The sequence below is a fragment of the Clostridium tetanomorphum genome (assembly GCF_017873215.1).
Lineage (GTDB): Bacteria > Bacillota > Clostridia > Clostridiales > Clostridiaceae > Clostridium_AO > Clostridium_AO tetanomorphum.
In genome coordinates this window covers 205,106-222,665 of the sequence record NZ_JAGGKA010000003.1, presented here as the reverse complement: position 1 = coordinate 222,665, position 17,560 = coordinate 205,106, and the positions used below count along the sequence as shown (strand labels likewise).

Genomic DNA, 17,560 nt, shown 5'->3' with positions numbered 1-17,560 from the left:
TTTCATAGTGAAACCTAATCAAAAATTCCCATACATAATTAGGTATATTATGGTTTATATTTTATTCGATTATTCTTTTGCAATTATGTAAAATAATACTAAATAAAGGATTTGGACGTGCGGCTATACCTCATTTGATGCAAAATGCTATTGCACCATTACGAATCAGCAATCGTTGGGATCCAAATATAATTCAAGAAGAGATGACTGTTGAGCAGATACATACTCTTATTGGTTCCTTTGTTAAGTCTGCTGTAATTGCTAAAAAAAGCGGGTTTGATGGAGTTGAAATCCATGCTGTTCATGAAGGATATCTTCTAGATCAGTTTGCCATCTCCTTCTACAATCATCGTACAGATGAATATGGTGGAAGCTTAGAGAATCGTCTACGCCTTGCCTATGAAGTGGTTCAAGGTATTAAGAAAGCCTGTGGAGAAGATTTCCCTGTTTCACTTCGTTACAGTCTAAAAAGCTTTGTTAAAGACTATCGTCAGGGCGCTGTTCCTGGAGAAGAATTTAAAGAAAAAGGTAAAGATATTGATTAAGGTATCCAAGGTGCTAAGATTTTGATAACTGAAGGTTACGATTCCCTTATGGAAACAGCCCGTGTAGCAGCAATACGAGGCCATGAAGTAGAATTATAGGAGAAGTCTGACAAACTTGGTGGTGTTGTTACCCCAGGAGGAATGCCTGATTTCAAAGAAGACGACCATGCTCTTATTTGTTGGTATGAACATCAGCTGGATAAACTTCCTATATCTATTAAGATGAATAAAACTGCTACAATTGAAGAAATTAAAGCCTATGATGCTGACATAATTGTGATTGCTACAGGGTCTAATCCTATTAATCTTAATTTTGCAGATGACGGAAGTGAAGCCGCAAAATCAAAGACTCTATGCCAAGCAGTAAATGTATTAAACGGTGAAGTTATTCCAGGACAAAAAGTTGCAATCATCGGAGCTGGTCTAGTTGGATGTGAACTTGCACTTTGGCTCAATAAAAAGAATTTGGATGTAACTATTGTAGAATCTACACCAGATATCTGTGGTGGTGGAAAAGATATGTGCTTTGCTAACTACGATATGTTAAGGGACTTATTGAATTTTAATAAGATAAGAGTTATGACAAATACCAAAGCATCTCAGATTACATCTGAAGGACTTTTAGTAAAATGTACTGATGATAAAGGTATTGAAAAAGAAGAAAACCTATCTGTAGACACAATAGTAACTGCAGTTGGATATAAATCAGAAAATAAATTATATAAGGAACTACAAAATGAACCTCGTCTTGTTTATCAGGTAGGAGATGCTCATAATGTTCACAACATCATGTCAGCTATATGGGATGCCTATGAGTTAGGACGCAGCTTGTAATTAATAATTACAATTATATTTTAATCTCCAGGTGAACCATCTATGGCTGACCTGGAGATTTTATTTTGACATGTGTAGTATTTTTTTCTCCAAATAATAAGCAATTAATCCAGTCTGCAGAACAGATAAGAACACAAAACCGTTAGAAGTTGTTATCCCTCCAAGCCTTGCATCAATAAATAAAGAAGTAGGAACATGCATGAATAACCAAATCAATTTTTGAATATAATCCCGTGGAAAACTTGTTCCTGAACATCTATAGCTTTCAACGCTTGGACTAATATATGGAAGTACAATACCTGAATATGCTAGCAACCAAGTTAAAAATAAATCAACAAGTACAACAATAACAACTATTTTATGTTTTTTTATAGTATTAATCATATAACCCTCCAATTAAAATAGCTTCTTGACCTGTTTAATAGCTTTGCTATCCAGAATTCCTCCTGTTGTTACACCAAATACATATTCTAAAATGTCACTGCTAGGTTGTATTTTATGAATTTCAGATAATATAGCTATTATGTCTAATAGGAGAAGTTTCTGTTGGCTGTCTTTTCGCTTGGATATATCTATACTTATAAGTTTATTTATAACTAATGGTAATAAACTTTTTTTATATAAAATCCATTTACTGATGCTCTGAATTGTCTGTCTTGCTGTAATAAATTTTTCATCATCACAATTAGACAAATAGATATCAGCAATCTCTTCAAACTTATTTTGCTCATCCCAACGAATATTTTCTGCAATAAGCATTATACCAATACTTCGCTGATAGGAGTTACTGCTATTTAATTTTTGGCTAAAATCCTCCCAATATGTATAAACATCAGAATACAATTTACTTCTACTCTGTAAAACAAGAAAAGCAGTATATCGTATTTTATCCTTTTTCTCATTTAATAGACTTATAAGATATTTTATATCATCACTTTCCAACTTCTTTGCAATGTCATCAATTTCATGTTCATTTTCAAGTAAAAATTCAATTGTTATCACAGCATAATACCTCCATAAAATGTAGATTTCTATACTTTTCTTTCATTTCCTTTTTCAATGTATATGATTTTAAAAAGATAAAAATCAAAAAATTTTAATATATATATTCAACTATAACTCTTATTCTAAATATATATGCTTGGAGCTTTAATCATTAATTATAGTGAAATTAAAAACTAAATTGTACAAACAGTTATGGATATTTTAAAAATAGAATTTTTGATGTTATAAAAGCAGTAATAGGTATGATAAGTATAATTCCTATTCCACTACATAAAATCTGAAATACTTCGGCACAAAATACCTTTGCATTTAATACATCTGCTATAGAATAATGAAGTTCAGTGAAATATATTATTAAAGTCATAAATCCACTAATAAAGGCAAAAAACAACGTATTAGTCATCGTTCCTAATATATCTTTACCAATATTCATTCCAGATTTGAATAAATTATTTTGTGATATTAATGAATTATTTTTATATAGTTCATTCATAGACGAAGATATTGAAATGGATACATCTATAATTGCACCTAATAATCCAACTAAAATTTCACATATAACTATCTTCGTAAAATTCAGTTGAACATAAAGTGAAAGACTTGAAATACTTTCATATTGTTCATAACCAAACCCTTGTATTTTTGCATTAATTCCTATCTTAGAGGTAATAATCATAGTTAACAATACAACTAAAGTTACTGATAACAAAGATGCAACAGTTTTCTTATTAAATCCATTAATATAAAACAAAGTAATAGAACTAATTATAATAGAAATAAAAATAGTAACTTTAATGGGATCTAATTTGCATGCTATCAATATAAGCATAATAAATAATATTATAAAATTAAAAATTAATGTAAAAAATGATTTAGCACCTTTTTTTCCTCCAACAACTAACATTAAAACAAATAGAATAATTAATAAAGCTGCAATTATGTTCATGACATTAAAAATCTCCAATCTTTTGAGTTTTAATAAGTATTACTGAAGTATAAATAGTAATTGGTATACTTATTACTATCCCTATACTTCCGGTAAGTGCACGTATAATTTCAAGACTCATATTTATATTAATAATATAAGAAAGTGGAAAATTATTTTTAATAAGAAGTAATATAATTGGTATACTACCACTAATGTAAGCAAAAACTAAAGTATTTGCCATGGTACCCATTATATCCTTTCCAATCACCAATCCTGAATTAACAAGAACTTTCCTGTCAATAAGAGGGTTTTTCTCATATATCTCCATCATAGAGGAGGAAATAGAAATTGCAATATCCATTATTGCTCCCAAAGTTCCTATTAAGATCTCAGCATAAAATATATTTTTAGGTGGATGTGTAAGAAATTCCATTTCTTCAAAATGTATTCCTCTAGAATTAGTTAATTTTATTACTATAAAAGCAATTAACATAGAAACAATAGTGCCACCCATTGTTCCAATTATAGAAGAAACGGTTTTTTTATTTATTCCACTTACTATTAAAATAGATACTACAATAAATAATATACTAGCTATAGCTGAAATTAATATTAGATTATATCCATGTAAAAACATTCCTATTATAACAGAAAAAATTATAATGTTTATTATCACACTTGTTAAAGATCTAAACCCCTTTAAGCCTCCTATCAATAAAATTAACATAACAAATAAAATTGTAATATAACCAATATATTTATCACGTTTAAAATCAATAATAGTAGCAGATATAATTTTCTTATTAGTATCTTTTTCAATATTTATAAAAACCTCATCTTTTACCTTTAAATCCATATCATAGACTTTGGAATAGGATGTAGTGTTTTCAAGTCGAATTTCCTTACCTTTTTCAACACCATTCATAATAACGGCTTTAATTTGCTGCTTTTTTATATTTTCCACACTTCCAGTAACGCCATTTGTTTGAGTTTCTTCTTTTTCTGTTATAGACGTAATTTTTGCTATTGTTTTGTTATAGTAATTTTCATTTGTAGATATAAAGTAAAAACTGAATATAGAAATAAGTATTAAAGATATTACAGCTATAAAAGTATATTTATTTCTATTATTATTTATATCATTCTTAAATATAGATATTAATTTCTGTAGTTTATCTTTTTCTAATAATGGTTGTCCCATTTATTTTATATCTCCTTCCTAATTTATTATTTCATTGATAATAATATATATCAAAAGCTATAAATAAATCTTAAAATCTATATTTACGTTATCCAACTATTTCTCATTGTAACATTCGCCTTTCATACAGTGTCTAGTTTACTTGGAAAAGAGCTATATTTTCAGCTTCTTTTTACGTATTTTCTATGGAATAAAGATTAAACTTATAATGTTTATTATACAATAGGAAAATAAATATCTATCTGTGATTTGTCATTTTCAGCACCTAAAAATCGTTCTGTATAACATTCAAAATCATCGCGTATATCAAGTTGATTATTGCTATTTGGAAACCATGTGGCCCAAATGTACTTATAAGTCATATAAAGAGTATCTACTATTCCTGTATGAGTAAACTTTGCATATTTTCCACCAAAAAACTCTTTAATTAACATATTATCAGGTGGAATACTTGTCTTATCAACCTCTATGCCAATGAATGCTGTAGTTAAACTATCCTCGTTAAATATTTTTGCTTCGCAATGATTGCTTATCTCAAAAAAACCGTATCTATTAGAATTAACAGGTGCAATTTTCATCTTTTTAAGGTGTTTATTAAAAATATTCCATTGTGTAACGCTTTTATTATCAGCAACACTTGTTTCAAAACGAATACCCATTATTGTTTTACTCTGTACCATAATTATTTCAGGTATTAATGTTATTTTGCTTTGTCGATGTACTAATTCATCTGCATCTAGCTGTAATTTATTACCAATAAGTGTATTAATACCATTGTTCCTATATTGCTTTGGTGTTACACCATATCTATTTTTAAAGGCACGAGTAAATGCTTCATGAGATTGAAAATGCAATAAAACAGCAATATCTAATATTTTCTTTTTAGTATATAATAGTGCCTTTGCCACTTCAGTAAGTCGTCTAAAGCGAATATATTCACCAATAGTTTCTCCCATCATAATGTGAAAATATCTATGAAAATGATAATATGAATAGTAAACCGCATTGGCAACACTACAAGCAGTTATAGGCTCATACAAATTATTTTCAATAAATATAATTGCCTGCTGAAGTATGTTTTTTCCATCCAACGCGATTTCCTCCATTTCTTAATCTAAATAAATTATATCATAAAATGCTTTATCTGCTTTTTCATATGGTAATTTAACCATATATTCCTGTTCTTCATTGGAGTTAATTGTAAATGTCTCCCACTCATTAACTTGTGGTGACCCAAAAGTCATTTTAATAGTTCTATCAGTTACATCAAAAATCATAGAACGAAGTGTACCAAAGAACTCCTCATAATAATGACAGCACAATCCTTGTGGATATGAAGTTGAAAGTAGTATTTTAAAATCATCATAAGAAATTTTTTTCTTCTCCTCAAAAGTTTTTACTATAATATCATTTCGTAGCTTTGAATTCTCTATAATCATCTTTTCATATGTTTTCAATTCAGGAAATAACACATGATTTGTTACACTTAAATAATTTTTATTGCTATTGCTATCCAATATTTCATAAGATTTATGTCCATCTATGCATTGAAATAATGCTATTTTATTACTTTTATCAGCAAGCATTAAATTAATGTTATAGCCTATAGGTGCTTTCATAGCAAAGTGAATTGCTTCCTGAACATTTTTACAATTTTCAAGAATACTTCTGATAACAATCCAAAACTGAAAGCCCGTTGCACCTGGCTTTTGTCCCCCTGGAAAGTTTCCAACAGGCAATCCATTGCTTGCTTTACAAGCTGCAAGACCATGTTCATTCATACCATCACATCTTCCAAATAGATTTAATAAGGACCCAATATGAGAGTATTTTCCTTTAATTTTTGTTTTAGCAAAACACATTTCTTCCATGGCATCGTTAAAATCATAATTTCTTGCCATGATTGTATGACCGTTTTCGGTTTTAGCAGGTAATGCTGCCATCAAACTGCAACCACGTTCCAGATATGTCATAGAATAGAATACTGCTTGTTCACGACTAACTCCAATAGTATCTGCAAAACCTTTGATTTCTTCATTGATACCACCACAACATTTGTCCAGAAGTTCTGTAATTGCTAAAAGTTTATCTTGTGGATATGTGTTTGGTGGCAATAGTGCCATATTAAGTATAGCAGGATGTGCTAATACCCATTTACCGACTTGTACACCCACTTCATAACTTGTACCTTCAAATTTCTTAAAATATGCTTTTATCTCTTTCATACAAAACACCTTACCTTTCATTTATAATATAAGGCAAGGCATTTTTTTATATTTGATATTTATTGCGGATTAACTCAATATATATTATGTTTATAGCCCTTTTAAAATTTCACTAATATATTTTTCTCCTGTTTTAACAATGTCAAATTCTCCATTTGAAAAACACCATGAGGCCATAAGCCCTCTTACAAAGCTTTCCAGATATAAAAATATTTCTTCTCCTGTTTGATCTGTATCAAATACCTTTTGATTAATTCCTTCTAAAATTAACATCTTTAAAACTCTGGTAAATTCTCGTCTTTCATAATGTTTACTATTTTCAGATATACATTCTGCTAAATTAGTTACATAAGCACGACATGTCATTGTATAGCCAACATAATTAGTAAACATAAGTTCCGATATAAGAAATTTTTTTATTTTATCCTTAATACTCATATTTTTATCTTGTGAAATTAAATCTTGATATTGTTTCATAACAAACTCGCTCATATCAGAATAGTAACTTTCTTTTATAATATCTTCTTTAGATTTATAATGAACATAAAAAGTACCTTTTGCAACTCCCGCGTTTTCGCATATTTGACTTATAGTAACGTTGTCATATCCTTTTTCTTTAATTAATTCAATAGCAGTCTCAAACACCTTATTTTTGGTAAGAATAGCCTTTTCCCTTCTTAACATATTTATCCCCTTCTTGATTTTTTTTCATTATTAATATATAATAATGACCATAGTCAATGACCGAAGTCATTATTATAATAAACTATTTAAAGGAGAAAATCAACATGTTTATACTAAACCTTACCTATATCAAACCTATTGATGAAGTGGAAAAATATTTGCCTAGCCACATATTATTTCTAGACAAATACTATAACACTGAAAAATTTATTTGTTCTGGAAGAAAAAGTCCTCGTACAGGTGGAATCATTCTTTGCAATGCTAAAAACATTAATGAAGTTAATGCTATACTAAGTGAAGACCCTTTTTACAAAGAAAAACTCGCTAGTTATGAAATTATTGAATTTATTCCTACCAAATATGCAGATAATTTCAAGACTTTTATTTAACAATGAAAAATCCTCAGTTTTATTATGATATGACTGAGGATTTTATAAAAAATCTTTACTTCACATTATTGCTTGCTTCTATCTTAATACCAGCTAACTTCATTAAGTACATAGCATTCCTTGTAGGTGAAACTCCAGCTTTTAATTTATAATCAAAGTAAATTTTACTGTGCCTATAATATTCGGAAAAGTGATAGTTTTTAATTTTTGAATCTTTACCTTTTCCCATTTCTCCTAACTCTAAATCATGGGTAGATATAAATTCCAAGTTTCCTTCTCTACGTAATTGTTTTACCAAAATCATAGCTCCAGTGTGCCTATCTGTTGAATTGGTTCCTTTAAAAATTTTATCTAATAAAAATAATACTCTTTTTCCTTCAGCCTCAAGTCTTTGTCTAAAATATAACTTTTGTTCCAGTTCTTTAACAGCAGATTGCCTATCATATTAAAGCAATGAACTCTGTTTATTTCATCACTTACTTTCTTCTTTTAAAAACCGCTATTGCTTCTCTACCATAACCCTGTCCTGCATTTGTAGAAAAACAAGATACTAATTCCCATCCTTGCTCTCCTAATTTATTAAGTTCATAGTTAAAGTCTTCTGTTTTCAATATACCTCCTGCTAATCCCTTAAGTTCAACTTTAATAGTGTTATATTCCCACTTTTCCAAAATAAGTTCCTCCTCATAGAATAATTTTGCTTGAAGTTACTAACTAAATCATTACTATATCATTGTAGCCTAATCTAGGTAAAAAACCAACTTGACCTGTATAAAGTACTTGTACATAATCATAAATTTGTATATCCCCTATTGGACCTTCTTCACCAGTAGGACTCGGAACTCCCCACATTAGAACTCTTATTTCTGTACCTTCAGGTATCACTGTAAATGGAGATGTATATATTGGATTTAATAATAATTTATTATCTCCAATAGTTACATGAATCCTTCTTCCAATATCTCTTACTAATCTTATTCTTTTTAATGCTAAAGAAGCCATATTAACTACATTTTTATCAGAGTCTTTTAACATTTGATTTAAGCTTGAAATTACTACACTACTCCAATTAGCTATTCTTCCCATACTTAATATTGTATATAGCCTTACTTCAGCACAGGAATGATCTAATAATTCAATCAAATACGGTATTGCCTCATTTCCTATAGCCTGCCACATAAAAGTACCTATATAATATATACCATGTATTTGAAGAGATGACATTTGTCCACAATATTTATCTCCTGTGGATTTCCACACATTAAATAATTCCATGGCATTAGGTTTCTCATAGGCTATTAAAAGTTCTGTTCCTGGATATATTAGATTAGGATTTTTTATTTGATTTCCATCTGCCAAGGCTTTTATACTTGTATTAAATTGAAATGCTATACAATATAAACTATCTCCAGGCATAACAATATAATATGGATACCCACCAGATTTAGGCAAACCTAAATTTGCTTCAGGAATAATTAATAATTGTCCTTTAAAGATTAAATTTGCATTACAAATAACATTAGCATTTAAAATATCTTCCATAGTCACATTAAACTTTTTAGCTATGTTATATAAAGAATCTCCATACTGTACATAATATAACATATGATTTCCCCTTAACACATATTGAAAAATATCACTATATATTATGAACATTATATAAAAGTTGCCACATAATATTCTTTTTAGTCTAATCACCATAAGTTCAAAATTATTTGTTGTTACCGTATCTAGCAATCAATTAAAACTTTATTTATATTTACCTTAATAATCTCTTTCTCAGTAGCTCTATTGGGTTGTAATTTTTTTAATAATTACCATATAAAAGGAATAATTTTGCTTGTATTTCTCTCATATTCCTTATAAATAGTTCCAAAACTATTCTCCAAAATTTTTTCCTCTATGGCTATCCTATTTCCATAGATAATAGCTATAATAGTAAGTGTAACTATTATTCCCATAATACTTCTAAAGCATAATGAAGTACCAATTAGAGATAATATACTTCCACTATATGAAGGATGACGAAGATATTTGTAAGGACCAATCTGAATTATTTTTTGTTCTGAATTCACTTGCACAGATAATGTAAAAAATTTGCCTAAGGTATATATAGAATATGCTCGTAAAAAAACTCCTAACATGATAAATATGGTACCTATCCAAAAGCACCATATAGGCAACAAATTAGAGAAAATTCTTCTGCAAATAGGATTTAAAGCTATTATAGAACAAAATCCTAGAACAATTAAGAAATAAGAACCTTTATCATATCTCTGCTTGCTTCCCATATTTTTTCTGTTATTGAATTTAATATCTATCCACATTAGTAATTCAGAAATGATAAAAAATAAAAATACACCTTGAAAAGTATTTTTAAGAATAAGCGTTTCAAAATAAGTATCTCCAAATAAATACATTAATGTTTACTCCTTTCATTTATATGGGATTATTAAATAATTATACATGTATTCCCTATTTACCCATGCTCCTTAAGCTTTTTATTTATATATTCTGCATCAACTTTACTGTTCAAATATAAAGTTATAATGGTAATTGCATAAGTAATTAAAATTATCGTTATAACTTCAAGCACTCCATGTATAGAATAATTTTTTATTAATTTCAGAGGTATTCCCGCAGTAAATGTGATAAGAATAATAGTAAGTAATTCAAGGACAATGTGTGCAACTTCTGATTTAATCTGTAGGTTTTCCATAAAGTAGAGAATTGTTTGTGCTAATATAATTATTATTATCATGCCAATATGTGATTTTACTTGAAAGGTCTCTATATGCTCCATAAGGTGTATAGCTATTGATATAATAGATGCTACTGTATAAGCGATACATCCTCCATAGATATATTGATTAATTCTTTTCATAATATCCCTCCAGTTATACTTGTAAACTATCTATTTAATTTCCGCTTTATTTCCAGAACATATCTTCGGTTTATAATAAGATTCTCTCCATTACATAAAGTAGCTAGTAGTCGTCCATTAATTTGACTTTTTACTTTTTCTAGTTTTGAAATATTCATAATGCAGGACTTATTTATGCGAGTAAATCTTGTCCCACTTAACTGTTCTTCCAACTCATATAGTTTCATATCACTTTGATAAACATGTTTTTCACAATATATATAAGTTCTATTGTCTACAGATTCAAAATAATATATGTCTCTTAAAGAAATCTTCACATATTCATTTTGCATTTTACCAGTTACATCCATTTGGACTTCCGTAAGATTTTCAGCTAATTGTTTTATATAATCATTATTCTCTTTACACAAAATATGAATTTCAATTTCTTCTATTAAAGGGTTCTCAATTATCTTTATTCTCATAACTTTCCTCCTTTAAGACAAATAATATCATAAGGATTTAACTACAACAATGCTTCTTCATCCATGTTGCATATTAAGCTTAGTAAGTTGCATTTTAAATTTTAATCTATAGTTGTTAAATAATGCTACAATATTAACAATTTATAAAATTATAAATAATAAAAGTGATTGTATGAAAATAAAATTTTCATACAGTCACTTTTTCAAAGCTTATGATACTTTTTCAACCATTTAATATCATAAATCCTATTTTTATTATTTTTCTATCCAACTAATTCTGTTTATCTTTGAATAAATTGAATTTTAAGTATCTGTACCAACTTCATCCCATTCTGCTGAATTTTCATATCCAATTAACCAATTTAATGATTTGTGTCGTTCCATTACTACTCCATTATTCATACCTGCAGGTGCTGGAAGATTATGAATTCTAGTATCAACACAAGCCCAGTCTAAACAGAAAATTAAATCACACTCATCCAATAAAGTTTCTTTTCTCTTAGGTTTTGAGTTTTGTAAAATTTCTTCAATTGTATTACAGTTCTTTAATAATCTTACTGTTAGTGGAACATCACAAATATGGTCTGGAAAACCTAATTCATCAACTAATCCTAATGCCCATTCCATAACAAATAAATTTTCATATTTCCATGAATACGCAATCTGCTCCTCTTGTGTAGAATTCTCATTATGAAGATATGACTTTTCTGCTGGTGACAAGAATTTTTCTGCATCAAATCTTTCTATAAATTCACTAACAAATTCATATGCCTCATTTACATTCATGTTCTCACCTAACAAGCATTCTGAATATAGCGAAACAATCATCAAAGCCACTGCTCTCTCTGCAATTTCTTTTGGTAAACGACATTTAGATTCTTTCACTGTTTCAATTAATGGATACCACACAGGAACATATATAAATTTTTCTTCTATAATTTTACGACTTTTTAGTCTACGATTAATTTGCTCTTCCTCAAGCTGTCCATCTTCTGCTTTCATAGAAAAAGTCTGTTCTGGTAAATAACCTATCAAGCTGCTATTACCACCATCAGAAAGAATAAGTTCCATAGCTCTATCTTTACCCTTACAGTACAATCCATCTTCTTTTCCTGGCAATAATATAACACCTTGTAGTTCTAGCAATGTACGAACAAACATTTCTTCAATCATAAACTGTTTATTAATTCCATCCTCAGGAATAAAAGAATACTCTATGTTAACAAATCCACATGTTTGTTGAAGTTTATATAAAAGGTTGGTTTTTATATCTATGTGTTCTGTTTTCACTTCATAGAAATGTCCGTATGTTCGCTGAACTTGATCCTTAATGAAAACTTGTATTTCCTCACCCATACTTGTAGCAAATACAGTAACATTAACTTTTATATCTTTATTATGTATTTGTATAGTATTTCCATTCCCACTAGAATTAATATTGAATATATTACAAATCACATTCATAATTTTATCTAAATCTCTTTCAGTACATAAAATATACGCTTTACCAGAATATAGCTCTTCTTTTTCTATATTATTGTCTTCCTCCAATGTTTCCTTCTGTTTCTTTTTATTTTTTAATATATCTAAGATTCCCATTTTATTCTCCTTTATAAAATTATAATCTATTAATAAATTCTTCTATTTTATTGAAATTTTTTTCAAATAATGAACCACATGCAACATTATAAAAACCATCATTTTTAATTAATGCTATAATATCTGTTTCATTATTACCATAGAATTCAACAGACATCCATGTATTCATAGAAATATGTTTATTTTTAAAACTATTTCTTATTTTATCAGCACTATCTTCTTCTATTTCATACATTTCTTCATATGTATAAGGAAGACCTAGTGATCCTTGCATATATGCCATGGCTATAAAAAACTCTGTCAAAGTTTCACTTTCTTTTACCCATTCTTTATCTTCATCATATGCCATATAAACAGGAGGATTATCAATGGTTAAATCCTCATACTTTATTCCCCATACACATGCTCTCTGATTTTCCTCGTAAAATACAAGATATCCTTTATCACATATATACAGCTCATCAGGACTTATAAGCTTGTCCTGGGTTAAATTCAATTTTTCATTTTGTCCAAGTTCTAAATAATAATCAACAAGAACTTTGGGAATATTCTCAAATTCATCTTTTATATTTTCAATATCATATGGTGAACAGCCGCATCTATGAAGCTTATCTATACCAAATAATTTTTTTATTTCATAGAAGTTAGTATTATCTGGACTTAAAGGCTTTAAGCTTTCTTCTTTATTTTTTGCTAATATTTCTATAAGCTCATCTATAGAATCTGCAAGAACTCCATTTGGATCTTCTTCAAGATTGCCAAAGCAACCATATTCTGTATCAAGCCATTCAACTTTTCCTGTATCATTATTAAATAAGATAAGCATTTGTCCCCTAGAATCCTCTAAATCTCCTATCCATATTCTAGACCCAAAGTTATTTCCACCTGTCCAATCCTCTAATTTTGCTTCTATAAATTCTTCAAAGTTATCTTTATTCTCTACTCCAAAAAGTTCAACATCAACATCCTCTAAAAACCATTGTCCCCATTTTTCAGTTGCTTTTATTTGATATGAATGAAGAACTCCTCTTAATTTACGTAAGTCAGTCTTTTTATAAAATTCTTTTAAATTATTATGTAATTCAAACTGAATCGATTCTTCACTTTTTAAAAAATCAATATTTTCATTATAATATCTATTCTCAAGATACTCTTTTGCTTCTAGTGAAAAAGGATTCTGACTTTTCCACACAAAGCTAATTTCATTTTCATCCATACCTTCTATAATTATTTCATACATTTGAGAATCTACACATATACTTACTTTTTCATTATTACTTTCAATATCTTCTCTATATTTATAGAATTCATCATTTGATACTATAGTTCCTAATTGAATATGTCCATAATCAACTAAATCTTCAATTTTACTAACTAACATTTCTTTATAATATAAATTCATATGCTTTACCTCCATCTCCAAACATAATTTCAAAATCATCTATTGTTACTGTATCTAACTGAAACAGTATGATGAAATATAAAATATTTATCCTGCAATCTCTGCAGAAGTAATATCCCCATTAATATTTCCACTAACAATAATAGAATGTCCCCGAAACATATCTCCGCCTGCTTTCCCTGCACCAACCCCTAATGCTCCTGTAACAGCTGCCACTTCAATAATATTATCTGTAAATCTATTTTCAAATTTACTTTTTTCATTTAATTTACTCATGTTACTCCTCCTGCCGATTAGTATATATTCCAATAATTTCATACATAGTTTACAATATTAATTATTATCGATTAATTATAACACATCATTAGGGAAAATTATGGTAAGATGATATAAATAAAACACTACAAAATTCAGTGTTGAATAATGCAGTGTTTTAAATAAGATTGTTTTAGTTTCCAATAAATACCCCTATATACCTTTTCATAATTATGGTACAATATCCAAGTATAATTTGTTGCCGTAGAAGGATGGCTACGGAGGTTTTGAACATTTTATCCTCCTTGAGCTATTGGTGAACTATTTCACTATAGCTAAGGGGGTGGTATTGGATACGTTTAATACTTTTATAAAGTGTGTATCAATTGTTTATGTTATTAAATTAGTCTTAAAGCATAATCTTTTTGTACATCACTTAAAAATTAAGATTAAGTTTCTTGGTATTGATATAGAAGTTAGAAGCAAAGAAAAAAGCACTCCATCCCAGCAAGAATAGTTGTGCTTTTTCTAATAATTTATACCAAATAAATTAAATCCAATAGCCCTAAAACAAAATAAATGTTCTAAGACTCAGCTTAGTGTTACCAGCACTAAGCTTTTCTTATTTATATTATATCAAAATCTATATAAAAATAAACATTTATTTTTATAATTTATTTAGTTTATGGTAAGACTTTTAAACAAATCATACTGTATAAATTTATAATCAATTTGCCAAAGATAATTCTCAATAGATTCCATTTAATTACTACCCCTAAGATAAAATGTAATTGCCATACACACAATCCCAATAATAAAAAATATACCTGCTTTTTTCAAACTTGCTGTGAACAGCTCACTAGGATTATCTTTATAATAAGCAATTCTTATTTCGTCCCCTACACAGGCATTCATTGAAACTTGAATTCTACTTGAAGATACATAATCTTTTTCACCTACTCTAAATCTTACAATCGCCCATCTAGAGTTATTTTTCTTCATAGCTTCTGGTACAACGGTGTTTGTATCAATGATTGTTGCTGTTGTGTAGCTTATTAGTTTCTTATTCATCATAAGACTAATATACTGATATGCAGAATATATCAAAGAAAATGTTGCTGCAACTCCAAAAAGGAAAATAGCTTGTGCACTCTCTTTCATTATAATCACCGTCCTAATATTCTTTGTTTTTAATAATATTATTTGATGCTATAGTTCCAATGCTAATGGATGCACATATCATCAATAAGGATAAACCCGCAATCGTCCCGGTGGAACTATTTTGAATATTAGCTATTACTGCCATGCCATTCCCTAAATAATTCATAATTAGTGGTATAACAAATGGAGATATAAACATTATTCCTGTACTAATTAATTGCAATTTAACATAACCAAACTTAAATGTCATAGGAATATAAATTCCAAAAAATATTTCTATTAATCCAAAAACTAGCAATATGTTTTTTATATCTACTTTACCTACATGAGTCACTGGTACCAGCGATAATATTAGAAATAAAACTGTAGTTACTATAAAGGCAAAGGTAACAACAATGTATTTTGCTATAACAACTTTTTTACTCTGTATAGGTGTTATTCTCAGATAAATTTCACCTTTTTGCTTCATTTCCTCCATAGATACTGAATGGTATACCATAAATGTCATCATCAATACCAATATGCTATAAAGAATATTTCCGCTGTTTTGAAATACAGGGGTTCTATAGGAAATGAATATGGGGGCTATCATAGTAAATACCAAGATGGTTACTAAATACTTCTTTATTAATAAAAAATCTTTCTTGAATAAATTGTAAATTACCTTCATATTTATCACTCACCTACCATTGTTAAAAATATATCTTCTAAATTTGCTTTTTCCATAATAATATTGGAATTTAGTGATTGTATTTTATCAAACTCTCTTGTAATACCTGTGAACCCATATCTTGATTTATCAAGTATTTTAAAAGGAACTTTCTTTATTTTTTCTAGATCATCTAGTGAACCTTTTATTAAACGATAGGATTCTATTAAATCATCTTTTCCTACTTGTTCTACAATCTTTCCCTTATCAATAATTATTATTTCGTCAGCGCATCGTTCTAAATCACTAGTAATATGTGTTGAGAAAAAAACACTCCTTCCTTCTTCTTGTACAAATTGATTTAATATATCCATTAATTCTTTTCGTATTTCTGGATCAAGTCCAGAAGTTGGTTCATCCATAATAAGAAAATCAGCACCATGGGATAAAGCTATTGCAAGAGAATATTTAAGCTTCATTCCTTTTGATAAAGTTGATATGGACTGCTTTGGATTTAACCTAAATTTTTTTAGGTATTCTTCATAAGTTTCTTCATCCCAAACACTATAACAAGCAGCAATTACATTTTTCATTTCATTTAAAGTTAGATTTTCATAAAAAAATCCATCATCTAAAACAACGCCTATTTTATTCTTTATAGAGGAATCATCATCTCCATATTTGTTTGAAAAAAATGTGATTTTTCCACTATCTTTTTTCAATAACCCTAATAAAATCTTTATTAATGTGGTTTTCCCTGCACCATTTTTTCCAAGAAATCCTGTGATGCAGTTTTCTTGAATATTAAAAGATATATTGTTTAGGTTGAAATTTTCAAATTTCTTTGAAACATTGCATATATTTAATACATCACTCACAACTTATACCTCCTCATATATAATATCCATCATATCCATAAGCTCTTTTTTACTTATTCCCATAGCTTTTGCTGTGGACACCATGTCAAACATTTTATCCTCCACCATTAATCTTTTTGTATCCTTCATTAAATCAGTGTTTCCTGCTAATACAAAAGTCCCTTTACCTGCTTGACTTTTAACAAATCCTTCTTTTTCCAATTCATCATACACTCTACGAATTGTTAGCACACTTACTCTAAGATCCGTTGAAAAATTACGGATAGATGGTAATAACTCTCCATTTTTTAGTTCACCTTTTAATATTGATGATTTTATTTGATCTTTAATTTGTTGATATAAAGGTTTTTCCGAAGTATTTGAAAGAACAATATTCAACTTATCACCCCTAACTGTGTATGTCTATACATCACATTATATACACCAAGCACACCAGTGTCAAGAAAAAAAGCCCGAG

General features: G+C 28.6%; 22 protein-coding genes and 1 pseudogene. 3 read left to right on the top strand and 20 right to left on the bottom strand.

The genetic code is table 11. The annotated features are described in order from the left end of the window. Positions 1–98: 98 nt before the first annotated feature. A pseudogene (locus J2Z24_RS21990) lies at positions 99–1,379 on the top strand (oxidoreductase); the annotation flags it as partial. Between the two features lie 60 nt (positions 1,380–1,439). Here the strand turns inward: J2Z24_RS21990 and J2Z24_RS04600 are convergent. The 7 genes from J2Z24_RS04600 to J2Z24_RS04570 form a co-directional block, all read right to left on the bottom strand. After that, the gene (locus J2Z24_RS04600; protein WP_035146549.1) at positions 1,440–1,763 is read right to left on the bottom strand and encodes a hypothetical protein; all 324 of its coding nucleotides are present in this window, start codon (positions 1,761–1,763) and stop codon (positions 1,440–1,442) included. A 12-nt stretch (positions 1,764–1,775) separates the two neighbouring features. Further along, on the bottom strand, positions 1,776–2,381 hold the full coding sequence (locus J2Z24_RS04595; protein ID WP_035146546.1) for a hypothetical protein: 606 nt from the start codon (positions 2,379–2,381) through the stop codon (positions 1,776–1,778). Between the two features lie 193 nt (positions 2,382–2,574). Further along, positions 2,575–3,330, bottom strand: a complete 756-nt coding sequence (locus J2Z24_RS04590; RefSeq protein WP_111947527.1) for a YibE/F family protein — start codon at positions 3,328–3,330, stop codon at positions 2,575–2,577. A gap of 4 nt (positions 3,331–3,334) precedes the next feature. Beyond that, on the bottom strand, positions 3,335–4,513 hold the full coding sequence (locus J2Z24_RS04585; RefSeq protein ID WP_051593185.1) for a YibE/F family protein: 1,179 nt from the start codon (positions 4,511–4,513) through the stop codon (positions 3,335–3,337). Between the two features lie 215 nt (positions 4,514–4,728). Beyond that, positions 4,729–5,604, bottom strand: a complete 876-nt coding sequence (locus J2Z24_RS04580) for an AraC family transcriptional regulator (RefSeq protein ID WP_111947528.1) — start codon at positions 5,602–5,604, stop codon at positions 4,729–4,731. A gap of 18 nt (positions 5,605–5,622) precedes the next feature. Beyond that, positions 5,623–6,738 (bottom strand): C45 family autoproteolytic acyltransferase/hydrolase, encoded by a 1,116-nt coding sequence (locus tag J2Z24_RS04575; protein ID WP_035146542.1) that lies wholly within the window; start codon positions 6,736–6,738, stop codon positions 5,623–5,625. A 90-nt stretch (positions 6,739–6,828) separates the two neighbouring features. Then, positions 6,829–7,422 carry a TetR/AcrR family transcriptional regulator gene (locus J2Z24_RS04570; protein ID WP_035146540.1) on the bottom strand — a complete coding sequence of 198 codons (594 nt, stop codon included), beginning with the start codon at positions 7,420–7,422 and terminating at the stop codon, positions 6,829–6,831. Between the two features lie 104 nt (positions 7,423–7,526). Between J2Z24_RS04570 and J2Z24_RS04565 the strand changes: the two genes are divergently transcribed. Then, positions 7,527–7,811 carry a YciI family protein gene (locus J2Z24_RS04565; RefSeq protein WP_035146538.1) on the top strand — a complete coding sequence of 95 codons (285 nt, stop codon included), beginning with the start codon at positions 7,527–7,529 and terminating at the stop codon, positions 7,809–7,811. A gap of 55 nt (positions 7,812–7,866) precedes the next feature. On the opposite strand, the gene J2Z24_RS04560 is transcribed toward J2Z24_RS04565, so the two are convergent. From J2Z24_RS04560 to J2Z24_RS04520, 9 genes are all read right to left on the bottom strand, one after another. Next, positions 7,867–8,229, bottom strand: coding sequence for a MutS-related protein (locus tag J2Z24_RS04560; protein WP_085059012.1), 363 nt, complete (start codon positions 8,227–8,229; stop codon positions 7,867–7,869). A gap of 58 nt (positions 8,230–8,287) precedes the next feature. Next, positions 8,288–8,482 carry a DUF4177 domain-containing protein gene (locus tag J2Z24_RS04555; protein ID WP_035146535.1) on the bottom strand — a complete coding sequence of 65 codons (195 nt, stop codon included), beginning with the start codon at positions 8,480–8,482 and terminating at the stop codon, positions 8,288–8,290. A gap of 43 nt (positions 8,483–8,525) precedes the next feature. Then, positions 8,526–9,416 carry a LysM peptidoglycan-binding domain-containing protein gene (locus tag J2Z24_RS04550; protein WP_051593184.1) on the bottom strand — a complete coding sequence of 297 codons (891 nt, stop codon included), beginning with the start codon at positions 9,414–9,416 and terminating at the stop codon, positions 8,526–8,528. 209 nt (positions 9,417–9,625) lie between these two features. Then, positions 9,626–10,231 (bottom strand): methyltransferase family protein, encoded by a 606-nt coding sequence (locus J2Z24_RS04545; protein WP_035146533.1) that lies wholly within the window; start codon positions 10,229–10,231, stop codon positions 9,626–9,628. A 59-nt stretch (positions 10,232–10,290) separates the two neighbouring features. After that, positions 10,291–10,695 (bottom strand): hypothetical protein, encoded by a 405-nt coding sequence (locus tag J2Z24_RS04540; protein WP_035146530.1) that lies wholly within the window; start codon positions 10,693–10,695, stop codon positions 10,291–10,293. Between the two features lie 26 nt (positions 10,696–10,721). Continuing rightward, entirely contained in the window at positions 10,722–11,159 is a 438-nt protein-coding gene (locus J2Z24_RS04535) for a LytTR family DNA-binding domain-containing protein (protein ID WP_035146529.1), read from the bottom strand. Positions 11,160–11,462: 303 nt separating this feature from the next. Continuing rightward, a complete protein-coding gene (locus J2Z24_RS04530) occupies positions 11,463–12,758 on the bottom strand; it encodes a DUF4272 domain-containing protein (protein WP_035146527.1) in 1,296 nt (431 codons plus the stop codon). 19 nt (positions 12,759–12,777) lie between these two features. Next, positions 12,778–14,160: a hypothetical protein gene (locus J2Z24_RS04525; RefSeq protein ID WP_051593183.1), complete on the bottom strand. Its 1,383-nt coding sequence runs from the start codon at positions 14,158–14,160 to the stop codon at positions 12,778–12,780. A gap of 87 nt (positions 14,161–14,247) precedes the next feature. After that, on the bottom strand, positions 14,248–14,436 hold the full coding sequence (locus tag J2Z24_RS04520; RefSeq protein ID WP_035146525.1) for a DUF7021 domain-containing protein: 189 nt from the start codon (positions 14,434–14,436) through the stop codon (positions 14,248–14,250). A gap of 328 nt (positions 14,437–14,764) precedes the next feature. On the opposite strand from J2Z24_RS04520, the gene J2Z24_RS04515 reads away from it, so the two are divergent. Continuing rightward, entirely contained in the window at positions 14,765–14,932 is a 168-nt protein-coding gene (locus J2Z24_RS04515; protein WP_035146523.1) for a hypothetical protein, read from the top strand. Positions 14,933–15,177: 245 nt separating this feature from the next. Here J2Z24_RS04515 and J2Z24_RS04510 read toward each other — a convergent pair whose 3' ends face one another. The 4 genes from J2Z24_RS04510 to J2Z24_RS04495 are packed head-to-tail and all read right to left on the bottom strand — an operon-like array spanning position 15,178 to position 17,481. Next, complete coding sequence (locus J2Z24_RS04510; protein ID WP_051593182.1) at positions 15,178–15,576, bottom strand: DUF3592 domain-containing protein; 399 nt, start codon at positions 15,574–15,576, stop codon at positions 15,178–15,180. A 13-nt stretch (positions 15,577–15,589) separates the two neighbouring features. Then, positions 15,590–16,246, bottom strand: coding sequence for an ABC-2 transporter permease (locus J2Z24_RS04505; RefSeq protein WP_035146521.1), 657 nt, complete (start codon positions 16,244–16,246; stop codon positions 15,590–15,592). A 5-nt stretch (positions 16,247–16,251) separates the two neighbouring features. After that, on the bottom strand, positions 16,252–17,103 hold the full coding sequence (locus J2Z24_RS21585) for an ABC transporter ATP-binding protein (protein WP_035146519.1): 852 nt from the start codon (positions 17,101–17,103) through the stop codon (positions 16,252–16,254). Positions 17,104–17,106: 3 nt separating this feature from the next. Then, a complete protein-coding gene (locus J2Z24_RS04495) occupies positions 17,107–17,481 on the bottom strand; it encodes a GntR family transcriptional regulator (protein WP_035146516.1) in 375 nt (124 codons plus the stop codon). Positions 17,482–17,560: the final 79 nt, after the last annotated feature.